The 20,617-nt window shown below is 33.9% G+C and carries 22 protein-coding genes; 20 read left to right on the top strand and 2 right to left on the bottom strand.

What is annotated here, in order from left to right:
• From AC0UBM_RS05960 to AC0UBM_RS06055, 20 genes are all read left to right on the top strand, one after another.
• Positions 1-693, top strand: a complete 693-nt coding sequence (locus tag AC0UBM_RS05960) for a hypothetical protein (RefSeq protein WP_475688041.1) — start codon at positions 1-3, stop codon at positions 691-693.
• A gap of 57 nt (positions 694-750) precedes the next feature.
• Positions 751-2,229, top strand: coding sequence for a DUF5687 family protein (locus AC0UBM_RS05965; protein ID WP_475688042.1), 1,479 nt, complete (start codon positions 751-753; stop codon positions 2,227-2,229).
• A gap of 11 nt (positions 2,230-2,240) precedes the next feature.
• A complete protein-coding gene (locus AC0UBM_RS05970; RefSeq protein WP_475688043.1) occupies positions 2,241-2,948 on the top strand; it encodes an ABC transporter ATP-binding protein in 708 nt (235 codons plus the stop codon).
• Positions 2,949-3,054: 106 nt separating this feature from the next.
• The gene (gene porW / locus AC0UBM_RS05975; protein WP_475688044.1) at positions 3,055-5,625 is read left to right on the top strand and encodes a type IX secretion system periplasmic lipoprotein PorW/SprE; all 2,571 of its coding nucleotides are present in this window, start codon (positions 3,055-3,057) and stop codon (positions 5,623-5,625) included.
• A 19-nt stretch (positions 5,626-5,644) separates the two neighbouring features.
• Positions 5,645-6,052: a bactofilin family protein gene (locus AC0UBM_RS05980; RefSeq protein WP_434037268.1), complete on the top strand. Its 408-nt coding sequence runs from the start codon at positions 5,645-5,647 to the stop codon at positions 6,050-6,052.
• Positions 6,024-6,257: an AtpZ/AtpI family protein gene (locus tag AC0UBM_RS05985; protein WP_414035830.1), complete on the top strand. Its 234-nt coding sequence runs from the start codon at positions 6,024-6,026 to the stop codon at positions 6,255-6,257. The genes AC0UBM_RS05980 and AC0UBM_RS05985 overlap by 29 nt, the downstream gene beginning before the upstream one ends.
• Positions 6,250-6,621: a DUF6168 family protein gene (locus tag AC0UBM_RS05990; RefSeq protein ID WP_475688045.1), complete on the top strand. Its 372-nt coding sequence runs from the start codon at positions 6,250-6,252 to the stop codon at positions 6,619-6,621. The genes AC0UBM_RS05985 and AC0UBM_RS05990 overlap by 8 nt, the downstream gene beginning before the upstream one ends.
• Positions 6,622-6,756: 135 nt before the next feature.
• On the top strand, positions 6,757-7,884 hold the full coding sequence (gene atpB, locus AC0UBM_RS05995) for a F0F1 ATP synthase subunit A (RefSeq protein WP_434037270.1): 1,128 nt from the start codon (positions 6,757-6,759) through the stop codon (positions 7,882-7,884).
• A 39-nt stretch (positions 7,885-7,923) separates the two neighbouring features.
• Positions 7,924-8,112, top strand: coding sequence for an ATP synthase F0 subunit C (gene atpE, locus AC0UBM_RS06000; protein ID WP_057782517.1), 189 nt, complete (start codon positions 7,924-7,926; stop codon positions 8,110-8,112).
• 105 nt (positions 8,113-8,217) lie between these two features.
• Positions 8,218-8,718 (top strand): F0F1 ATP synthase subunit B, encoded by a 501-nt coding sequence (locus tag AC0UBM_RS06005; RefSeq protein WP_414035827.1) that lies wholly within the window; start codon positions 8,218-8,220, stop codon positions 8,716-8,718.
• Between the two features lie 6 nt (positions 8,719-8,724).
• Complete coding sequence (gene atpH, locus AC0UBM_RS06010) at positions 8,725-9,261, top strand: ATP synthase F1 subunit delta (RefSeq protein WP_414035826.1); 537 nt, start codon at positions 8,725-8,727, stop codon at positions 9,259-9,261.
• A gap of 55 nt (positions 9,262-9,316) precedes the next feature.
• Positions 9,317-10,897, top strand: coding sequence for a F0F1 ATP synthase subunit alpha (gene atpA, locus AC0UBM_RS06015; protein WP_434037271.1), 1,581 nt, complete (start codon positions 9,317-9,319; stop codon positions 10,895-10,897).
• Positions 10,898-10,974: 77 nt separating this feature from the next.
• The gene (gene atpG, locus AC0UBM_RS06020) at positions 10,975-11,835 is read left to right on the top strand and encodes an ATP synthase F1 subunit gamma (protein WP_414035824.1); all 861 of its coding nucleotides are present in this window, start codon (positions 10,975-10,977) and stop codon (positions 11,833-11,835) included.
• A 153-nt stretch (positions 11,836-11,988) separates the two neighbouring features.
• Positions 11,989-12,486, top strand: coding sequence for a hypothetical protein (locus AC0UBM_RS06025; RefSeq protein WP_475688046.1), 498 nt, complete (start codon positions 11,989-11,991; stop codon positions 12,484-12,486).
• Between the two features lie 66 nt (positions 12,487-12,552).
• Positions 12,553-14,013 carry a lipopolysaccharide biosynthesis protein gene (locus AC0UBM_RS06030; protein WP_475688047.1) on the top strand — a complete coding sequence of 487 codons (1,461 nt, stop codon included), beginning with the start codon at positions 12,553-12,555 and terminating at the stop codon, positions 14,011-14,013.
• Position 14,014: 1 nt separating this feature from the next.
• Complete coding sequence (gene dut, locus AC0UBM_RS06035) at positions 14,015-14,449, top strand: dUTP diphosphatase (RefSeq protein WP_475688048.1); 435 nt, start codon at positions 14,015-14,017, stop codon at positions 14,447-14,449.
• 111 nt (positions 14,450-14,560) lie between these two features.
• Positions 14,561-15,580, top strand: a complete 1,020-nt coding sequence (locus tag AC0UBM_RS06040; protein WP_434037276.1) for a sugar phosphate nucleotidyltransferase — start codon at positions 14,561-14,563, stop codon at positions 15,578-15,580.
• A 16-nt stretch (positions 15,581-15,596) separates the two neighbouring features.
• Complete coding sequence (locus AC0UBM_RS06045; protein WP_475688049.1) at positions 15,597-16,961, top strand: tetratricopeptide repeat protein; 1,365 nt, start codon at positions 15,597-15,599, stop codon at positions 16,959-16,961.
• Positions 16,961-17,731, top strand: a complete 771-nt coding sequence (gene lolB1 / locus AC0UBM_RS06050) for a lipoprotein insertase outer membrane protein LolB1 (protein ID WP_475688050.1) — start codon at positions 16,961-16,963, stop codon at positions 17,729-17,731. Before AC0UBM_RS06045 ends, lolB1 begins: the two co-directional genes overlap by 1 nt.
• Positions 17,728-18,957, top strand: coding sequence for a murein hydrolase activator EnvC family protein (locus AC0UBM_RS06055; RefSeq protein ID WP_414035817.1), 1,230 nt, complete (start codon positions 17,728-17,730; stop codon positions 18,955-18,957). The genes lolB1 and AC0UBM_RS06055 overlap by 4 nt, the downstream gene beginning before the upstream one ends.
• A gap of 11 nt (positions 18,958-18,968) precedes the next feature.
• Here the strand turns inward: AC0UBM_RS06055 and AC0UBM_RS06060 are convergent, their stop codons facing one another.
• A complete protein-coding gene (locus AC0UBM_RS06060; protein WP_414035816.1) occupies positions 18,969-19,487 on the bottom strand; it encodes an acyl-CoA thioesterase in 519 nt (172 codons plus the stop codon).
• A gap of 127 nt (positions 19,488-19,614) precedes the next feature.
• Positions 19,615-20,553 carry an HU domain-containing protein gene (locus tag AC0UBM_RS06065; protein WP_475688051.1) on the bottom strand — a complete coding sequence of 313 codons (939 nt, stop codon included), beginning with the start codon at positions 20,551-20,553 and terminating at the stop codon, positions 19,615-19,617.
• Between the last annotated feature and the right edge of the window lie 64 nt (positions 20,554-20,617).

Consider the following 20,617-nt stretch of genomic DNA (forward strand, 5'->3'; position numbering starts at 1 on the left):
ATGAAAGTTTCAGAGGCTCAAATAGAAGAGTTGTATCTCTTCACGCGTAAACATTTTGTCGAGCATTACGATGTGCAAACAGAACTCGTAGATCATTTAGCGAACGATATTGAGTCGCAGTGGGAAGAAGCTCCTGACCTTACTTTTGAAGATGCTTTAACGGTTGCGTTTAAGAAGTTCGGTGTTTTTGGTTTTCAAGATATTTTAGAGGCTAAATCTAAAGCATTAAATAAACACTATTGGAGTGCTGTTTGGACTATTTATAAGCAGTTTTTTACCCTTCCTAAAATTATATTTACTACGGCTTTATGGTGCTTAACCTATTTAATTTTAAGATATACACCCTATTTTAATTATACCTTAATTATTGTAGTTTGTCTGTTGGTATTAATATATATAATTCAGGTGTTTCGTATTAATAAGGCGGTAAAACGAAGGCAAAAAGAAACTGGTAGAAAATGGCTGTACGAAGATGTTCTTGGTCGGTTAGGGGGTATGGCTGGTTTGGCAGGTGTTGTTATTCAGTTTTTTCCGAGAATTTTAGATATTGAAAACAGTATTGCAGGATATAAATTACTAATGCTAACTTCTGCTTTGGTAGCTCTGCTAATTTTATGCTACGTTACCTTATTTGTTGTCCCTGAAAAGATTACATTACATTTAAAAGAAGAATATAAAAAATATTACGTGTAACATTTCTTAAATTACGCATACCAATATAAAAACCATACCAAACCAACCATCTTAATTATGATTAAACACTTTTTAAGTCTAGAGTGGAAACAATTTACTAGATCGGCAAGCTTCGGGAAAACATTAGGTCTTAAGTTAATAATGGTGTTTTTTGCTTTGTATTTTATAATGATGTTTTTGTTTCTTGGGGTTGCTATGTATCCGCTACTTAAAAAATTGTTCCCAGAAAACGATCCTTTTGTTGTATTTAATGGTTTTATTTTTTATTGGATTTTAGGCGATTTACTTATGCGCTTTTTCTTTCAAAAATTACCAGTAATGAGTGTGAAGCCATTACTTACATTGCCTATAAAACGGAGGAATATTGTAAACTTTGTGTTAGGGAAATCGGCTTTGTCTTTTTTTAATTTTTTACCCTTATTTGCAATAATACCATTTGGAGTAACTCTAATTACAAAAGACTATAATGTTTTTACAGTTGTGGTTTGGGTGTTTACAATAATACTTATTACGCTAATTAATAATTTCCTGAATTTTATAATTGAAAGCCTGTCTTCTAAAACAGATCTATCCTTTTTACCCATTATTCTGTTCTCGGGTGTGCTATATGCTTTAAATTATTTCGAGATTCTAAATATTTCAGAACTGTTAGCACATGCTATTCTTGCTGTCGCAAATAATGCTGTATTAATTATTGTTCCTATTTTAGTTTTAATGGGGCTGTATTTTTCTAATTTTAAAATACTGCGAAGTAAATTGTTTTTAGACAGTTCTTTAAAAACTAAAACGCTAGAAGTTAATGCCTCTAACTTAGAGTGGACCAAGAAATTTGGAGATATTGCACCCTTTATGCAATTAGATTTAAAATTACTTTGGCGTAATAAGCGACCAAAATCATCGGTTTGGATGTTGGTCTTTGGGTTGCTCTATGGATTGATATTTTATCCAAATCCAGTGTATCAAGACAAGCCTTATTTTTATGCGTTTGTGGGCATATTTGTAACGGGTATTTTTCTTATAAACTTCGGACAATTTATACCGGCTTGGGATAGTGGTTATTATAAGTTGTTAATGAGTCAGAATATTAAATACAAACAATATTTAAAATCTAAATATACTTTAATGACGCTTAGTGTTATTATCCTTTTTGTGCTTAGTTTGCCTTATGCGTATTTCGGATGGAAGGTTTTACTTGCTCATTTTGCGGCAGCCATTTATAATATTGGAGTAAATACTTATGTTATTTTGTTTGGCGGATCTTTTAATCGAAAAAAAATAGATCTTAATCAACGGGCCGCTTTTAATTTCCAAGGTGCGGGCGCTGTGCAGTGGCTTATTGGACTACCATTAGTGGTTTTACCAATGGCAATCTTTGCGCTTTTTAATGCGTTTTTTAGTTTTGAAATTGGCATTCTAGTTTTAGTTCTTTTGGGATTAACAGGTATCGTTTTTCATCAAAAACTAATGAAATTTATAATCGACAAATATTTAGATTCAAAATATAAAATGATCGCCGCTTTCGATCAAGATAACTAAAATATTACAGTATGATAACGACAACGAATCTTTCAAAAAAATATAACGGAAACCAAGTTTTAAACATAGAACATTTAGAGATTCCTAAAGGGCAAAGTTTTGGTTTAGTGGGGAATAATGGAGCTGGTAAAACTACATATTTTAGTTTGTTATTAGATTTAATTCAGCCAACAACTGGACATATTACAAGTCACGATATTCAGGTAAATTTAACCGAAGACTGGAAACCCTTTACGTCTTCATTTATAGATGAAAGCTTTTTAATTGGATACCTAACTGCCGAAGAATATTTTTATTTTATTGGCGAACTTAGAGGTCAGAATAAAGCAGATGTGGATGCACTTGTCGGGCAGTTCGAAGATTTTTTCCACGGCGAAATTCTTGGTCAGAAAAAGTATCTAAGAGATTTAAGTAAAGGAAATCAGAAAAAAGTAGGAATTATTGCCGCTTTAATTGGAGATCCTGAAGTGATAATTTTAGACGAGCCCTTTGCGAATTTAGATCCTACAACCCAAATTAGACTTAAAAAAATAATTAAAGATTTAGCCGAACAAAAAGGAGTTACTGTACTTGTTTCTAGCCACGATTTAATGCATGTTACAGATGTTTGTGAGCGCATTGTGGTATTACAAAAAGGCGAAATTATAAAAGATATTGCAACTAGTGGCGAAACGCTTAAAGAGCTAGAGGCTTATTTTGCAAGTGAACTAGAGGTCTAAAAGTCATTCCAAATATATAGGTTAATCCAAAAAGATGCTTATTTTTACCGTCTTGCATAATATTAGCAAGAGTTTAAAGTTATTTAGTTGATTAAATATTCCAACGTTGAAAACATCTTTTAAGGTTATTTTTATAGCATGTATTTCTGCATTTCTATTGGTGAATTGTTCTCGGAAAAAGGACAAATTTATTAGTAGAAACTTTCATGCAATGGCTACAGAATATAACACACTTTATAACGGTAATCTGGCCTTAGAAGAAGGTCGGGCAAGGCTTAATGATTCTTATCGCGACGATTATTGGAACATTCTTCCGGTAGAGCGCTTAGATTTTGACGACGAAATTTTACTTCCAGGACAATCTAAAAACGAAATCTTTTCTAAGGCTGAAGAAAAAGCTGTAAAAGCTATTCAGAAGCATTCTATGAACATTAAAGGGAAGGAGAAAAACCCTAAAATGGATGAAGCATATTTGCTGTTAGGGAAATCTAGATACTTCGATCAGCGCTTTGTTCCTGCACTAGAAGCCTTAAATTATATACTCTATAAATATCCTTTAAGCGATAAAATTAATGTGGCTCGAGTTTGGCGAGAAAAAACCAATTTGCGTTTAGGTAACGACGAACTTGCCATTAAAAATTTAAAACGTTTACTAAGGTTAGAGCAATTAGACGATCAGGAATTGGCCGATGCCACATCGACTTTGGCTCAAGCTTATCTTAACGTAAAAGTTATCGATACAGCCATTACGTATTTAGAAATTGCAGCAGAATCTACGCCAAAACACGAGGAGCGCGGTAGGTATTTGTTTATTAAAGGACAGCTTTATAATTCTTTAGGATATAAAGATAGTGCCAATGTAACCTTTGATCGGGTGATTGAAATGCATAGAAAAATTCCGAGATCCTATTATATAGGCGCTTATGTTGAAAAGGCTAGGAATTTCGATTACGACAATGGGGATAAATTACTTTTCGCAGAAACCTTGTCCATGCTAGAAGAAGATAGAGAAAACCGTCCGTATTTAGGTCGTATTTATCATCAAGTTGGAGAGTATTATTTAGCGACTAACAGTGATTCTTTAGGTGTTGCCTACTACAATAAATCTTTAAGAACACAACGTGACGACAGCGAGTTAAATGCTAGAAATTATAAAATTTTAGGTGATTTTTACTTTGATAAAGCCGAGTATAAAGTCGCCGGTGCTTATTTTGATAGCACACTTACTAATCTTAAAGTAGACTCTAAACCATACCGAACCGTTAAACGAGAACGCGATAATTTAGACGATGTTATTTATTACGAAGACATCGCTAAAGTGGACGATAGTATCATGCATTTAGTAAGTTTATCTGAGGCAGATCGTTTGGCTTATTTTGAGAATCATACAGCATCTTTAAAAGCTCAGGCCGAGCTAGAATTTGAGCGTCAAGAAGCCGAAGCAAGGGCACAAGAAATATTAAATTCTAATAACGGATTTAATGTGGATACCAAGGCGTCTGCATTTCAAAAAACCGGAGAAGTTAGTAAAGAGGCAAGCACATTTTATTTTTACAACAACTCTACAGCAGCTTATGGTAAAAATGAATTTGTAAAACTATGGGGAAGTAGAAAAAATGAAGATAACTGGCGTTGGTCTAATACAAATTTTACAGCTTCAACGGCAGCAATCGGAACTTCGGGAGCGGAAGGATTAGATTTAACAGGCGAGATATATCAGCCTCAATTTTATTTAGATCAAATTCCTTCAGATGAAAAAATAATAGACAGTATCGCTAAAGAACGAAACTATGCTTATTTTCAATTGGGTGTTATTTATAAAGAAAAATTTAGTGATTACGAGTTGTCTAAAGATAAATTGAAATCACTTTTAGAGAGTAATCCAGAAGAGCGTTTAATTGTTCCTGCAAAGTATAATTTATATAAAGATTACGAGTTGTTAGGACAAACTGGCGAGGCTAATATTCTTAAGCAAGATATTATTGCGAATTATCCAGACTCTCGTTATGCCGAAATTTTAAGTCACCCCAATCAAGCTTTAGCCGAAGATTTAAACAGTCCGGAGTCTATTTATAAATCTATATATAACAAATTTGAAGCGCAACATTTTTCCGAAGTTATTGCTCTTTGCGATGAGAATATAAGGCAGTTTGAAGGCGATGATATAGTCGCGAAATTCGATTTGTTAAAAGCTAATGCTATCGGACGATTATATGGTTTTGACGCGTATAGAAAAGCATTAAACGAAATAGCCACATCTTACTCAAATCTTCCAGAAGGACAGCGTGCCGAAGACTTAAGAAAAAACGTCTTGCCTAATATGGAAGACGATAATTTTAGAGATGTTGAAGATGGGAAACGCTTTAATGTTATCTATCGTTTCGATAACACATCAGAAGAAGAGATTAATGCGTTTGTCGAGCAATTAAATAAGCAACTTGAAGAGGTTAAATATTATCGTTTATCGACGTCTACAGATGTGTATTCTCCCACAACAACATTTGTTCTTGTACATGGTATAAGTAATTACGTGGTTGCCGAAGACTTTAAAAGCTTGTTTAAAAAGAAAGATAAAAACAGAATCACAAGGCCTTACTTTGTAATGTCTTCTGCTAATTATCAAACGGTTCAAATACATAAAAATTTAGAGGCTTATTTAAGTCTAAATAAATCATAACTCTCCCAAATTACAGATTATGTTTAACGAGAATAAAAAAAATAAATTACAAAATTCAGAAGCGAGTGCCAATCAAAATATAATAGCTCAAGGCACTAAAATTGTTGGCGATGTGAATAGCGATGGTGGCTTTAGAATTGATGGAACTATTGAAGGGAATTTAATTACTCAAGGAAAAGTTGTTGTTGGTAAAACGGGCAGTATAAAAGGGTCATTACAGGGAACCGATGCTTATTTTGAAGGTAAGTTTTCCGGAAAGTTGATATTGTCAGGAACATTAACTTTAAAATCTACTGCAGAAATAGAAGGCGACTTTGTAGTTGGTAAACTAGCCGTAGATCCAGGAGCAAGTTTCGATGGAACATGTGTTATGAAAAGTGCAGTAAAGACAATCAAAAATGAAAAATCCAGAGAAAAAACAGCTTAACAAATATGTGCGATTTACAACAATGGCACTCCAAATGGGCTTAACTATTTATTTAGGGAGTCTGTTAGGTGGTTGGCTAGACGATAAATTAGAGTCTGATAACCAACTATATTTTAAAATAGTAACATTGTTAGCAGTCTTTATAGCTATGTTTACGGTGATAAGACAAGTATTAGATATAACCAAAAACGATAAAAATGATTAAAAGAATACTCGTTTTTGCATTATGCATAGGTTTGCTTTTTGCAATCTCATTTTCCTTGCATAATTATTTTATAACCGATAGCTTAAGTTTTCAGCTGTGGCAGGTGTATTTATATCATGCTTTAGCGGCGCTAATTGTGTACTCCTGCATGGAAGGCGTATCTAGTGTGCTTCCTACACAAGCGGGATATACCTATTTGGTACTTATGTTTCTAAAATTAGGTATTTTTGTCTTAGTATTTAAACATTCAGTTTTCGATAATGATCATCTCACCCAAACGGAGCGTTTTGCTCTGGTGGTACCGTTATTTTTGTTTTTAACAGCCGAAGCTGTGGCTGTAGCAAAACTGTTAAATAGTAAATAGTTGATGTTTTTTTACATAAAATTATAATTTCATTAGTATAATTTAAACATATGTAAAAAAAGGGTTTGGGTTTTTAAATTATTGTTTACATTTGCACCAAAATTTTAGAGTGCGTAATTCATTAGTTAGAAAAATATGATGGTAGCAAAAATATCTATCAAGTTTATTGCAATTTTAGTTTTATTTATGTCTTCTGTTTCGGCCTTCGCTCACGAGGGTGGAGAACATGATGCTCAACATCATGAAGGGGGAAACAAAGTGGATACTCCTGAGGAAATTAAAGAATATATTGCGCATCACTTAAAGGATTCTCACGATTTTCATTTGTATACAGACAATGAGTCAGGAGTTAGTTATGGTTTTCCATTGCCTGTAATTGTATGGTCTAGCGAAGGGTTAAAAACATTTATGTCTTCAGAGTTTCATCACGATGATAACGGTCAAGTAATCGTTGAAAAGGATGGCGTTAAATTAACAAAAATTCACAGTAAAATATACGAGTTGGAAGCAGGTGCAGATGCTGTTGCCTTCGACGAACATCACCATGCAGAAAATGCACACAAAGTATTAGATCTTTCTATAACAAAAAGTGTATTTGGTATGCTAATCGCAGGAATCTTAATGTTATTAGGATTTGGTGCTTTAGCTAAAGGATATAAAAAAGGTCCAATTCCTACTGGTGTTGGAAGAATGTTAGAGCCGTTAGTACTTTATGTGCGTGATGAGATTGCTCGTCCAAACATTGGTGAAAAGAAGTACATGAAATTTATGCCGTTTTTATTAACCGTATTTTTCTTTATTTGGATTCTAAACTTATTGGGTTTAACACCGCTTGGATTTAACGTTACAGGGCAAATTGCTGTAACTGCATGTTTAGCCATATTTACAGTAATTATTTACTTAGTTAACGGAACTAAAGATTTCTGGGGTCATACCTTATGGATGCCAGGTGTTCCATACGTATTAAGACCAGTTTTAGCAGTAATAGAATTAGTTGGACTTTTAGTTATTAAGCCATTCTCGTTATTAGTTCGTTTATTTGCGAACATGACAGCAGGTCACTTTGTGGTGATGAGCTTAATCGCATTAGTAATTACATTAAAAGATGCCTTTGGGCCAGTAGCCTCAACAGGAGTCTCTTTGTTTTTAGCATTATTTATTACGGTTCTCGAAATATTGGTAGCCTTTTTACAAGCATTTATTTTCACGATGTTATCATCGTTATTTATAGGAATGGCAGTTGAAGAACATGACCATCATTAATAAGAATTTGTTTAATTAATATTTTAAAAATCAATTAGTATGTACAATTTAATTGGAGCAGGATTAATCGTAATCGGTGCTGGTTTAGGTCTTGGTAAAATTGGTGGTAGTGCAATGGAAGCTATTGCTCGTCAGCCAGAAGCAGCTGGAAAAATCCAAACTGCGATGATCATTATTGGAGCATTATTAGAAGGTTTAGCATTCGGTGCTTTAATCTTAGGTAAATAATCCTGATAGTAAAAAAAGCTATAACAGCAATTCTGCAACGGTTGGTTGCAGAAGCTGTTATAAATTAAACAAAAACAGAAGTAAAACTTTTTATTTAGTTACACAATGGATCAAATATTAAACGATTTTTCACCTGGATTGTTCTTCATGCAAGCCATTATTCTTATAATCTTAATTGTATTATTAGGTAAATTCGCATGGAAACCAATATTAGGGTCTTTACAAACTCGTGAAGATGATATTAGAAATGCAATAGAAGCTGCTGAAAAAGCAAAACTTGAAATGCAAAATCTTCATGCTGATAATGAAAGATTATTAAACGAAGCTAGAGCAGAACGCGATACAATGCTGAAAGAAGCACGTGAGATGAAAGATAAATTGATTCTAGACGCTAAAGATGAAGCACAATCTCAAGCTAACAGTATGATTGAGGCTGCAAAACATGCTATCGAAAGTGAAAAGAAATCTGCTATGGTTGAGATTAAAAATCACGTTGCAGAATTATCTTTAGAAATTGCAGAAAAAGTAGTGCGTGGTGAATTAGCTGATAAAGATAAGCAATTAGCATTGGTTGATTCTTTATTAGGTAAATCAACTTTAAACTAAGGAATAATGGCAGGAGCAAGAGCATCAATACGTTACGCAAAAGCAGTTCTAGGAATAGCAAAAACGAGTAATACAGCTGAGGCTGTGAATTCGGATATGACTTTAATTGCTAAGACTATTGCAGATAGTAAAGACTTAAGCGATATGCTTGAAAGTCCTGTAATTAAATCGTCTGTTAAGAAGTCGGCGTTGTTAGAAATTTTTAAATCTACCACACCATTAACAGTTAAATTGTTCGACACTTTAATTGAAAACAGAAGATTACCACTTTTAGAAGAGGTTGCGAGTAAGTATAAACAACTTTTCGAGCAATTATCGGGAACTGAAATAGCAACAGTAACAACTGCTGTGGCGTTAACAAGCGATTTAGAAGTTAAAATTTTAGCTAAACTAAAGGAGTTAACAGGGAAAACAGTTGAGGTTAAAAACGTAATCGATGAAGACATTATTGGTGGATTCATTTTACGCGTTGGCGATTTGCAATACGATGAAAGTGTAGCAAATAAACTGAATAAAATAAAACAAGAATTTTCATTAAATTAATTTTATAAATTTTTTAGTCGAAAATTATTTCGATTAGAGCTTATATCTAGATAAAATGGCAGAAGTAAAACCAGCTGAAGTAACAGCAATCCTAAAACAACAACTGCAAGGTTTTGATGCAGGAGCAACCTTAAACGAAGTAGGTACAGTATTAACTGTAGGAGATGGTATTGCACGCGTTTACGGATTAGCTAATGCACAATATGGTGAATTAGTAGATTTCGGAGACGGTCTTGAAGGTATTGTATTAAACCTTGAAGAAGATAACGTAGGTGTAGTATTATTAGGACCTTCAAAATTTGTAAAAGAAGGAACAACAGTAAAACGTACAGAACGTATTGCATCTATTAAAGTGGGTGAAGGTATTGTTGGACGTGTGGTAGATACTTTAGGTAACCCTATCGATGGTAAAGGACCAATCTCTGGTACGACTTACGAAATGCCTTTAGAACGTAAAGCTCCAGGTGTTATCTTTAGAGAACCAGTAACTGAGCCATTACAAACAGGGATTAAAGCAATTGATGCTATGATTCCAGTAGGTAGAGGACAACGTGAATTGGTAATTGGAGATAGACAAACAGGTAAAACTGCTGTTTGTATTGATGCCATTTTAAATCAAAAAGAATTTTACGATGCAGGTGAGCCTGTATATTGTATATATGTTGCTGTTGGGCAAAAAGCTTCAACAGTTGCTTTAATTGCTAAAACTCTTGAAGAAAAAGGAGCTTTAGCTTATACAACAATAGTAGCTGCAAATGCATCAGATCCTGCTGCAATGCAAGTATATGCACCTTTTACAGGGGCATCTATTGGTGAGTATTTTAGAGATACTGGTAGACCAGCTTTAATTGTATTCGATGATTTATCGAAACAAGCAGTTGCTTACCGTGAGGTATCTTTATTATTACGTCGTCCACCGGGACGTGAAGCATATCCTGGGGATGTATTTTACTTACACTCTCGTTTATTAGAGCGTTCTGCAAAAGTTATTAATAATGACGCTATTGCTAGAGAAATGAACGATTTACCAGATTCATTAAAGCCAATCGTAAAAGGTGGTGGTTCTTTAACAGCGTTACCAATTATTGAAACACAAGCAGGAGACGTTTCTGCATATATCCCAACAAACGTAATTTCTATTACAGATGGGCAAATCTTCTTAGATGGAGATTTATTTAACTCTGGTGTACGTCCAGCAATTAACGTGGGTATTTCTGTATCTCGTGTTGGTGGTAACGCACAGATTAAATCTATGAAAAAAGTATCAGGTACTTTAAAACTGGATCAAGCACAATACCGTGAGCTAGAAGCTTTCGCTAAGTTTGGATCGGATTTAGATGCTGTAACTTTAAATGTAATTAACAAAGGTAAGCGTAACGTTGAGATCTTAAAGCAAGCTCAAAACGATCCGTTTAAAGTAGAAGAGCAAGTTGCTATTATTTATGCAGGTTCTAAAAACTTACTTAAAGATGTACCTGTTGAAAAAGTAAAAGAATTCGAAAATGATTACCTTGAGTTTTTAAGAGCTAAGCATTCTGATGCTTTAAGCACTTTAAAAGCAGGTAAATTAACTGATGAAGTTACAGATATATTAGTAGCTGTAGCAAAAGAATTATCAGTGAAATATAAAGCATAATTAGATTTTAGTATTGAGTAGTGAGGTTACAGTTAATCTCACTACTGAATACTCAATACTTTATTCTAACAATAAACATGGCAAATTTAAAAGAAATACGTAACAGAATAGCTTCGGTATCTTCAACGATGCAGATTACAAGTGCCATGAAAATGGTATCTGCTGCAAAGTTAAAGAAAGCGCAAGATGCTATTACTGCTATGCGTCCTTATTCAGACAAGCTTACAGAACTTTTACAAACTTTAAGTGCAACTATAGATTCTGATATATCTAATAAATATTCAGAACAAAGAGAAGTAAATAAAGTACTTATTGTAGCAATAACGTCTAACAGAGGTTTATGTGGAGCATTTAACTCTAACATTATTAAAGAGGTAAATATTCTAGCGAATACAAAGTATGCTGGTAAAGATGTATCTTATCTTGTAGTTGGAAAAAAAGCAAACGACGCATTTAAAAAGACTAACAAAATTGTAGGTAATAAAAGTGATATTTTCGATGATTTAACTTTCGAAAATGTAGCCGTAATTGCCGAGTCTTTAATGGCACAGTTTGTCGCTGGTGAGTACGACAGAATTGATATTGTTTACAATCAATTTAAAAACGCAGCAACTCAAATCGTAACTACAGAACAATTTTTACCTATTTCTCCTATCGAAGTTGAAAAAGAAGTAAATACTGAATATATTTTTGAGCCATCAAAACTAGAAATTATAGATCAATTAATTCCTAAGTCATTAAAAAATCAATTGTTTAAAGGACTTAGAGATTCATTTGCTAGCGAGCACGGTGCACGTATGACAGCAATGCATAAAGCAACCGATAACGCAACAGAATTAAGAGATCAATTAAAATTAACATACAACAAAGCACGTCAGGCTTCAATTACTAACGAAATCTTAGAAATTGTTGGTGGAGCAGAAGCGCTTAATAATTAGTAATTTAATTTTAAGCTTTTAATAATATACTTTTAGATTAACATCTAAACAATAATGTCAAAATAGAATTAAAGCCTTGCAATGTATTTGCGAGGCTTTTTTTTATCTCTGTATTTTCCTTTTACTATCTTTAATGCACTTAAACTTGTTAGCATGAAATCATTTAAATTAGTTTTACTTTACAGTGTTTTAATTTGCTCTATTACAAATTGTGCCTCTCAAAAGTTTGAAAAAGAAACACCTTTTGGTATAGCCGACGTATATTTACAACATTGGAATTCTGGGGTTAAGATGGGTGGTTCTGGAACAAATATCTTTATGGAGTTAAAAGAGAATCTGCCAAATCATGTTACTCTGGATAGTATTTATTTCGACAATTATCAATTGAAACTTAATCAGGACGGTCATAATCCGTTATTATTTGTCGGGCGACATATAGAAAGTTCTAAACGACATAATGGCCCTGTGAACGCTCTTAACGATCAAAAAAGCATCAGCAAGGCGCAGCCGATAGCGTCTAAATTTAAATTAGAAAATAATGAATGTGTTGTTCAATTTACGGACGCTTCAAAAGTTAAATATTTTAAACATGATGCACTATATAAAAAAGAAACACCTTTGGTTCCTCAAGCTAAGCCAAATCGGCAATAATTAGTTTGTTTCCTTTTTTAGTACTCCTTATTTCTATACTTTTAGCCTCCTAGAATTTAAAATATATTGAGCTCCTTACAACGCCTTTTTAAACAGACTTTTATTTACGGTTTAGCGACGGTGTTGCCTCGTATGCTTAATTTCTTTTTGGTGCCGTTATACACCTCGCCAGGCGTATTAAACTCGGTTGCCGAATACGGAACAGTCTCCATTATTTTCTCATGGTTTGTTATGTTCAATGTTATCCTGGCCTATGGTATGGAAACTGCTTTTTTTAGATTTTATAATAATGAGAAAAATCAAGATGAAGTTGTCGGAACATCAACCATTTCTCTAGTCATTTCTTCCTTTGTGTTTTTTGGTTTGGCTTTAATTTTCCAAGATCAAATCGCCTACATCACTGATATTAAAGTACAATACATAAAGCTTGTTATTTGGATATTACTTCTAGATGCGCTTGTAATTATACCTTTTGCCTGGTTACGTGCCAACGAAAAATCGATGACATATGCCATTATCAAAATTGTAAATGTTGCTATTAATTTGGGATTAAATCTGTTTTTCCTTTTAGGTTTAAGAGATTGGTCTTACAGTATTGGCGTATTCGATAGTATTTGTAAGGATAATTATCAAATCAATTATATTTTTATAGCCAATTTGATAGCTAGTGCATTTACTTTATTATTATTGTTAGGCTTCTATTTGAAGGTGAAATATAATTTCAATACCGACTTATGGAAACGGATGATGCGCTATGCTTTTCCTGTCCTGATTGCTGGAATTGCCTTTTCAGTTAATGAAACCTTCGACCGTATTTTACTAAGTTATTTACTGCCAGAAAATATTGCAGACACCCAAATTGGGATGTATTCAGCCTGTTATAAACTTGCTTTATTCATGACGCTTTTTGCAACAGCATATCGTTTGGGTATAGAACCGTTCTTTTTTAGTCATGCTAAAACTGCAAACCCTCAGAAAAACTATGCTAAAATTTTAGAGTTTTTCGTAACTATTGGATCTTTAATTCTATTAGGAGTTATTGTGTTTGCAGATCTTTTAAAAGTAATTGTTATTCGTAGCGAAGATTATTGGGAAGCCATGTCTGTTGTGCCAATTATATTATTGGCGTATTTGTTTTTAGGGATGTATCATAACCTTTCCGTATGGTATAAAATTACCGATCGCACAAAATACGGTGCTTATATTTCTATATTTGGGGCATTGGTTACCTTAATTTTAAACTTTTGGCTCATACCAATTATAAGTTATAGAGGTTCGGCCATTGCAACCTTAGCAGCCTACGGAAGCATGGTATTGTTGTCTTATTATTTTGGAAGGAAATATTACCCAATACCGTATAACATTAAAAAAATAAGTGCTTATATATTAATATCAGTAATGTTCTCAGTGATATCATTCTATTGCTTTAGAGAGAATTATGTAGTGGGCATCGGATTACTTTCCATATTTATGGGTATTATATATAAATTTGAAAAAGAAGATATACAACGTTTATTACAAAGATAAAATGATAGTAAAAATTATAAATAAATCGGATAATGCATTACCGCATTATGAAACAGAAGCTTCAGCGGGAATGGATTTACGCGCTGTAACCACAGAAGCGATAACTTTAAAACCGTTAGAACGTACTATTGTAAAAACAGGATTATTTATAGAATTACCAGTTGGAATAGAAGCGCAAGTTCGCCCGCGTAGCGGATTGGCTGCAAAGCATGGAATTACAGTGTTAAATGCGCCAGGAACTATCGATGCCGATTATAGAGGAGAAATAGGGGTGATTTTAGTTAATATATCTAACGAAAATTTCACTATAGAAAATGGAGAGCGTATTGCCCAATTAGTGTTTGCGCGACATGAACAAGCCCAATTTGAAGAAGTAGAAGTGCTTTCTGAAACAGCTAGAGGCGAAGGCGGATTTGGAAGTACAGGGAAGAATTAGTAGCCTCCTATAATTTCTTAGCGAAATATATAATTAAGATAGAGTAGACAGTACCTTCTTAGAAAAAATAAAGTTTAATCATAAAAAACACCTGCTTTCGCAGGCATCCGTATGAAAATTATTGTACCAATGGCCGGTCGTGGTTCGCGATTACGTCCACACACATTAACTGTACCTAAACCATTAATTCCTGTTGCAGGACAGCCTATCGTTCACCGTTTGGTAAAAGATATCGCAAAAGTAATAGATCAGCCCATCGAAGAAGTTGCATTTATTTTGGGAGATCCTGCATTTTTCGGAGACGATGTTGTAGAGAGTTTAACCAAATTGGCAAACGATCTTGGAGCCAAAGCATCAATTTACCGTCAAGACCAACCTTTAGGGACAGGTCATGCCATTATGAGTGCTAAGGAGTCTTTATCTGGTCCAGCAGTTGTAGCTTATGCGGATACTTTAATCCGTGCCGATTTTAATTTAGATGAAGATGCCGACGCTGTAATTTGGGTGAAGCAAGTCGATAAACCTGAAGCGTTTGGTGTGGTAAAATTAAATGAACGCCAAGAAATTGTGGAATTAGTTGAAAAACCTGAAAGCTTTGTTAGCGATTTAGCAGTTATCGGGATATACTATTTTAAAGATATAGCCGTTCTTAAAGACGAACTTCAGCACGTATTAGATAATAACATTATTAATGGAGGTGAATACCAAATTAATGATGGGATTAAAGGGATGATGGCTAAAGGTAAAGTTTTTAAAACGGGCCAAGTAGATGAGTGGATGGATTGTGGAAACAAAGCGGTGACTGTAGAAACTAATGGTAAAATGTTAGGATTCTTACAAGCCGATGGCGAAGAACAATTGGTAGATGCTTCTGTAGTGCTTAATAATTCAAAAATTATTGAGCCTTGTTATATCGGGAAAGATGTGGTGTTAACAGATGCTACAGTAGGACCCAATGTTTCTATTGGTAACGGATGTGTATTAACAAATACAACTGTTAAAAACACTATAATTAGTAATTACTCTACTATTAAAAACGCTAATTTAGATGATGCTATGATTGGTAATTACGTAGAATTTGATGGAGCGTTTAAAACCGTTAGTATAGGAGATTATTCAGTTTTAAACTAATAAGTAAAGAAAGCGCATGAGATTTAAAACCATTAGTATACTTGGTTTTTGGGGACTATTTTTAGTGTCCATGGCATCTCATGCCCAAGATGAAACCGTTGCTATTCAGTCTGCAGACAATGTAGAGGAAGTAGACGATAAGTTTCAAGAGTTATTTTTCGAAGCTTTAAAGCAAAAGGGTATCGAGAATTATAATAGATCTGTTGAAGCGCTTCAAAAATGTATTGAAATAGACGATTCACATTCTGTGCTTTATTTTGAAATGGGCAAGAATTATAACAAACTCAAAAACTTTGGGGCGGCAGAAGAGGCTTTAAAGAAAGCCGTAAAGTTAGAACCTGGTAACGAGTGGTATTTAGACGAGCTATACGATGTGTATGTACATCAGAATGATTATAATAAAGCCATTAAAACGCTTAAACAGTTGGTTGAATATCATCCAGATTATAAGGAAGATTTAGCGGCTTTGTTTGTTAGAACTAAGGATTACGACGAAGCGATTAAGGTTTTAGATGAATTGGATGAGGAGTTTGGACTTTCATCGCGTCGTGATTTTTTAAGAAATCAAGTTTATGATGCAACTGGACAGAAGAAAGAACAAATAGAAAATCTTCAAGAACGTGTTGAAAACGATCCAAATCAAGAATCTAATTATCTCGCTTTAATTTACCGTTATAGTGAAAGTGGTGATACCGAAAAAGCATTCGAAACCTCTAAAAAGCTACTTGAAATTCATCCCGAATCTCAATTGGTTCATTTGGCATTATATAAATTTTACTTAGACGATCAGGAGCCTGAAAAGGCGATTGAATCTATGAAAATTGCTATGAAAAGCCCCGAAATTAAAGCGGAAGCAAAGGTTTTAGTGCTTTCCGATTTTGTAAGATTTGTTGGAGAACATCCAGAATACGAGCAAGATTTAGTCGAGGTTTCTGCAATGGTTGGAGATTCTAACGATAGCAAAACATTAGTAGAATTAGCGCAATATTATATCGCAAAAGGCGAAAAGGAAAAAGCAATTAAATATTACTCCGAAGCGCTACAGTTAGAAGGCGATAATTATAGTGTTTCAAGAAATATAATAGTGCTTCATATCGATTTAGAACAATTTGATATAGCTTATAAAAAATCGGCTGAAGCTCTAGTCAAGTATCCGTCTCAACCCGAATTGTATTTAATGGCAGGCTTGTCCTTAAATAAAATAAACCGCTTTAAAGATGCCATAGATCAATTAAATATGGGATTAGATTATATTATTGATGATGTGAATTTGGAAAGTGATTTTTACTATCAAATTGCTCAGTCTTATCTTGGATTACAACAACCAAATGAAGCAAAACGTTTTACAGAAAAAGCAAATAAATTAGAAACTCCAAAGTAATGAAGCACCTACTTCGTATTGTAATTGTATTTTTTTTAATAATAGCTGTTGGATGTAAATCGGCTAAAACATTAACAGCAACAGACGCTAATTTAAAATTAAATACGAAACAATTATTAAAAGAAAATGCCAAGCAAGCAGCCAATTTTAAAACGCTATCTGCTAAGGTAAAAGCCATGTATTCTCAGGGCGATAATTCGAAATCTGTTTCTATAAAGTTGCGCATGGAAAAGGATAAAACCATTTGGTTAGACGGTCCGTTTTCGGCAGCTAGATTATTGATTACTCCAGAGAAAGTAAGTTTTTATAATAAATTAGATAATACGTTTTTTGAAGGCGATTTTAAATTGTTAAGTGACTTTTTAGGCACCGATTTAGATTTTGATAAAGTTCAGAATTTATTGCTAGGTGAAGCACTTTTTAATTTAAAAGAAGCGCGCTATGTGTCTTCTATTTACGACGATATGTATTTAGTGCAGCCGGAACAACAAAATAAAGTATTCGAGCTGTTTTATATTATAAATCCGACTTATTTTAAAATCATGTCGCAACAATTGTCGCAACCAAAAACGGAACGTCTATTAGATATTGACTATGTGAAATATCAGGAAGTTTCTGGTCAAATAATTCCAGAATTTATAAAAATAAATGCTGTTGAAGCTAGAAGCGAAACTATTATAGAATTGGAGTTCAAATCTGTATCTTTGAACGAAAATATGAATTTTCCTTTTAAAATTCCGTCAGGTTTTGAACCTGTTAAATTTAAATGATTAAAAGACAGTCCCAATATAAATTAATCGTCATTTTTATCTGCTTATTAAGCAGTATAACTGTATTTTCTCAAAGTAAAAAGCAGCAAGAGTTGGAGAATCGCCGACAAGAATTGCGCAAAGAAATTGAGCAGATAAACAGTATGCTGTTTAAAAACAAGTCGAAAGAGAAATCGCAATTATCGGTCATAGAAGATTTAAATCATAAAATTAATGTCCGTAGTAATTTAATTAAAGTTACAAATCAACAAGCAAATTTACTAACTCGGGAAATTGGTGTAAATCAGCGCGAAATTACTCAGCTTCGAAACGATTTAGAGACCCTTAAAAAGGACTATGCCGAGATGATTGTGCATTCGTACAAAAGTAGGAGTGAGCAAAGTCGTGTAATGTTTTTGCTGTCGTCTAACAACTTTCAACAGGCTTACAAGCGTTTACAGTATATTAAACAATATACCAACTACCAAAAGGAGCAAGGCGAAACTATTAAAATTAAAACAGAAGATTTAAAAGTAGCTAATACCAAGTTACTAAAGCAGAAAGCAGACAAGCAGAATCTTATTAAAGAGAATAGTATTGCGCAAGCACAATTAGAAGTCGAGCGCAGACAGCAACGTGAACTGGTTGCTTCCATTCAGAAAGATTTAAAAACCTATTCTTCTCAGATTAAACAAAAACAGCAAGAAGCAGATCGTATCGATAGAGAAATTGAAAATTTAATTCGTGAAGCTATTGCAAAATCGAATAAAAAAGCCGGTAAAAGCTCGACATCAAAAAGCTTTACTTTGACGCCAGAAGCTAAGAATTTAGCAGCGAGTTTTATAGCAAATAAAGGCAAGTTACCTTGGCCAGTAGATAAGGGCGTGGTTAAATTACGTTATGGAGATCAGCCACACCCGATTGTAAAATCTGCGACCATACATAGTAATGGTGTACGTATTGCTACGAGTCCTGGTACAGAAGTGCGCTCGGTATTTAATGGTGAAGTGTACGCTATTATTGTACAGAAAAAAGGGAATCCAACGGTTTTAGTACAACATGGTAACTACTTTACCGCCTATAAAAACTTATCGAAAGTATACGTTAAAAAAGGAGATAAAGTAACAACGAGTCAGGCTATTGGACAAGTGTTTACAAATAGCGCAACAGGCGATACCACATTAAGCTTTAGTATTTTTAAAGAAAGTACAACGCAAGATCCTTCGTTATGGTTGTATAAAATGTAGTTTTAAGAGTTTTATTTATCATTTAAAAATAAAGCTCTTAATTCTGTAGCTTCATTAGGTTTCATTTTACCAGCTAAAACTAAGCTTAGTTCCTTACGTCTTAAAGCACCTTCGTAACGCAATTTTTCAATTTTAGTTTCAGGAATAATTTCGGGAACAGGAATAGGGCGACCAGTTTCGTCTACGGCTACAAACGTATAGATAGCTTCGTTTGCCTTGGTTTTAAGACCCGATTCGCGATCTTCCGTCCAAACATCTATATAGACTTCCATAGAACTCTTAAAGGCTCTTGAAACCTTCGCTTCTACAGTTACAACACTCCCTAAAGGAATAGCACGATTAAATGCCACATGGTTCACAGAAGCTGTAACTACAAATCGTCTAGAATGGCGACGCGCAGAAATACTTGCAGCACGATCCATACGCGCTAATAACTCCCCTCCAAATAGGTTGTTTAAAGGATTAGTTTCGCTTGGTAAGACAAGATCTGTTAATGTTGTTTTTGTAGCTCCGGCTGTATTTGGTGTCATAAAATTGTATTTCGTCCAAAGGTACAACGTAGGGGGTGACTTTCAAATTTTAATTCCATTTACCGCATAAAAAAAGCGTTAGAGGATGGTTTTCCAATAACGCTTAATAGGCTATAAATATATTGTTTTATTCTAAATCTTTTACAAGCATCCAAGCATGTGGATTGTTGTTCTCGCGAATGTTACGCAAGGCATCTAGAGCTTCTTTTCTGTTTTCAAAACTGTTGAAAACCACCTGATGTAAACCGTATTTGTTCACACCAATTTTTCTGGCATTAAAACCTTCTGCTTTTAAGTCGGCTATAATCTTATCGCAATTTTCTTCTACACGAAAAGCACCTGCAATAATGTGGTAGCTTCCTACAGGTTTAGTCACTGTTAAACTAACTGCAGTTAATGGATTTTCAATAACAAATGTTGCCTCTTGAATCTTGTGTTCTAACTGGGTGTTAGCTGTTTCTTGTGCAATTTGATTATGATTCTCTACCTGATTCACATAATATTTAGAACCTAAAAATCCGCTAACTCCTAAAGCTAATACTGCAATCGCAGCGTAACGTAAATAAGGTCTAGTTTTACGACGTTCTGGTGTAATAGTAAGCGGAATAACCTTTTCAATAGCTTCTACCTCACGCTTATATTCTTCTCTTGAAATAGCAGGAGAAACCATTTGGTTTAATCCAAAAGCATCTGTTAAATAGTTTAGGTGATTAAAAGGTTCAAATATAATTTTACCTTCTTCATTTAAAGCTAGTTTACCAATGTTTTGTAATGAAACACTTTCCTTTTCAACCAATTGAGATTTAATCGAACTAATGCGATTTTTGATTTTATCTAAAGCAATTTCGAAAGGAATTTTTTCAACATCTGCAATATAATGCGCTAAAAGACCATCATTGTTCTGAATTTGCTCATTAAAGGATATGACTTTTTTAGGTGGAAAAAACGTATTAGTGTCTGCATTTATCTTAGCAGAGACACGTTGGGTTAAAAACGCTCCGAATTCAGGAACGATAACACATTCGTAACGATATAATAAGTCGCTTATGTAAGTTTCTAATTGCATAATTACAAAGTTAATCAAATTTTAGTGCGGTCAAAGATGGGATTTCACTTTTTTATTAACAGCA

It is taken from the genome of Formosa sp. F44 (assembly GCF_056238645.1).

Bases quoted from the DNA above. Each gene is read 5' to 3' on its own strand.
- AC0UBM_RS05960 (WP_475688041.1), top strand. From the start codon at position 1: ATGAAAGTTTCAGAGGCTCAAATAGAAGAGTTGTATCTCTTCACGCGT.
- atpA (WP_434037271.1), top strand. From the start codon at position 9,317: ATGGCAGAAGTAAAACCAGCTGAAGTAACAGCAATCCTAAAACAACAA.
- AC0UBM_RS06065 (WP_475688051.1), bottom strand. From the start codon at position 20,553: ATGCAATTAGAAACTTACATAAGCGACTTATTATATCGTTACGAATGT.
- atpH (WP_414035826.1), top strand. From the start codon at position 8,725: ATGGCAGGAGCAAGAGCATCAATACGTTACGCAAAAGCAGTTCTAGGA.
- AC0UBM_RS06055 (WP_414035817.1), top strand. From the start codon at position 17,728: ATGATTAAAAGACAGTCCCAATATAAATTAATCGTCATTTTTATCTGC.
- AC0UBM_RS05990 (WP_475688045.1), top strand. From the start codon at position 6,250: ATGATTAAAAGAATACTCGTTTTTGCATTATGCATAGGTTTGCTTTTT.
- AC0UBM_RS06045 (WP_475688049.1), top strand. From the start codon at position 15,597: ATGAGATTTAAAACCATTAGTATACTTGGTTTTTGGGGACTATTTTTA.
- AC0UBM_RS05965 (WP_475688042.1), top strand. From the start codon at position 751: ATGATTAAACACTTTTTAAGTCTAGAGTGGAAACAATTTACTAGATCG.
- AC0UBM_RS05985 (WP_414035830.1), top strand. From the start codon at position 6,024: ATGAAAAATCCAGAGAAAAAACAGCTTAACAAATATGTGCGATTTACA.
- atpB (WP_434037270.1), top strand. From the start codon at position 6,757: ATGATGGTAGCAAAAATATCTATCAAGTTTATTGCAATTTTAGTTTTA.
- AC0UBM_RS06040 (WP_434037276.1), top strand. From the start codon at position 14,561: ATGAAAATTATTGTACCAATGGCCGGTCGTGGTTCGCGATTACGTCCA.
- AC0UBM_RS05970 (WP_475688043.1), top strand. From the start codon at position 2,241: ATGATAACGACAACGAATCTTTCAAAAAAATATAACGGAAACCAAGTT.
- AC0UBM_RS05980 (WP_434037268.1), top strand. From the start codon at position 5,645: ATGTTTAACGAGAATAAAAAAAATAAATTACAAAATTCAGAAGCGAGT.
- dut (WP_475688048.1), top strand. From the start codon at position 14,015: ATGATAGTAAAAATTATAAATAAATCGGATAATGCATTACCGCATTAT.
- AC0UBM_RS06060 (WP_414035816.1), bottom strand. From the start codon at position 19,487: ATGACACCAAATACAGCCGGAGCTACAAAAACAACATTAACAGATCTT.
- AC0UBM_RS06005 (WP_414035827.1), top strand. From the start codon at position 8,218: ATGGATCAAATATTAAACGATTTTTCACCTGGATTGTTCTTCATGCAA.
- atpG (WP_414035824.1), top strand. From the start codon at position 10,975: ATGGCAAATTTAAAAGAAATACGTAACAGAATAGCTTCGGTATCTTCA.
- atpE (WP_057782517.1), top strand. From the start codon at position 7,924: ATGTACAATTTAATTGGAGCAGGATTAATCGTAATCGGTGCTGGTTTA.
- AC0UBM_RS06025 (WP_475688046.1), top strand. From the start codon at position 11,989: ATGAAATCATTTAAATTAGTTTTACTTTACAGTGTTTTAATTTGCTCT.
- lolB1 (WP_475688050.1), top strand. From the start codon at position 16,961: ATGAAGCACCTACTTCGTATTGTAATTGTATTTTTTTTAATAATAGCT.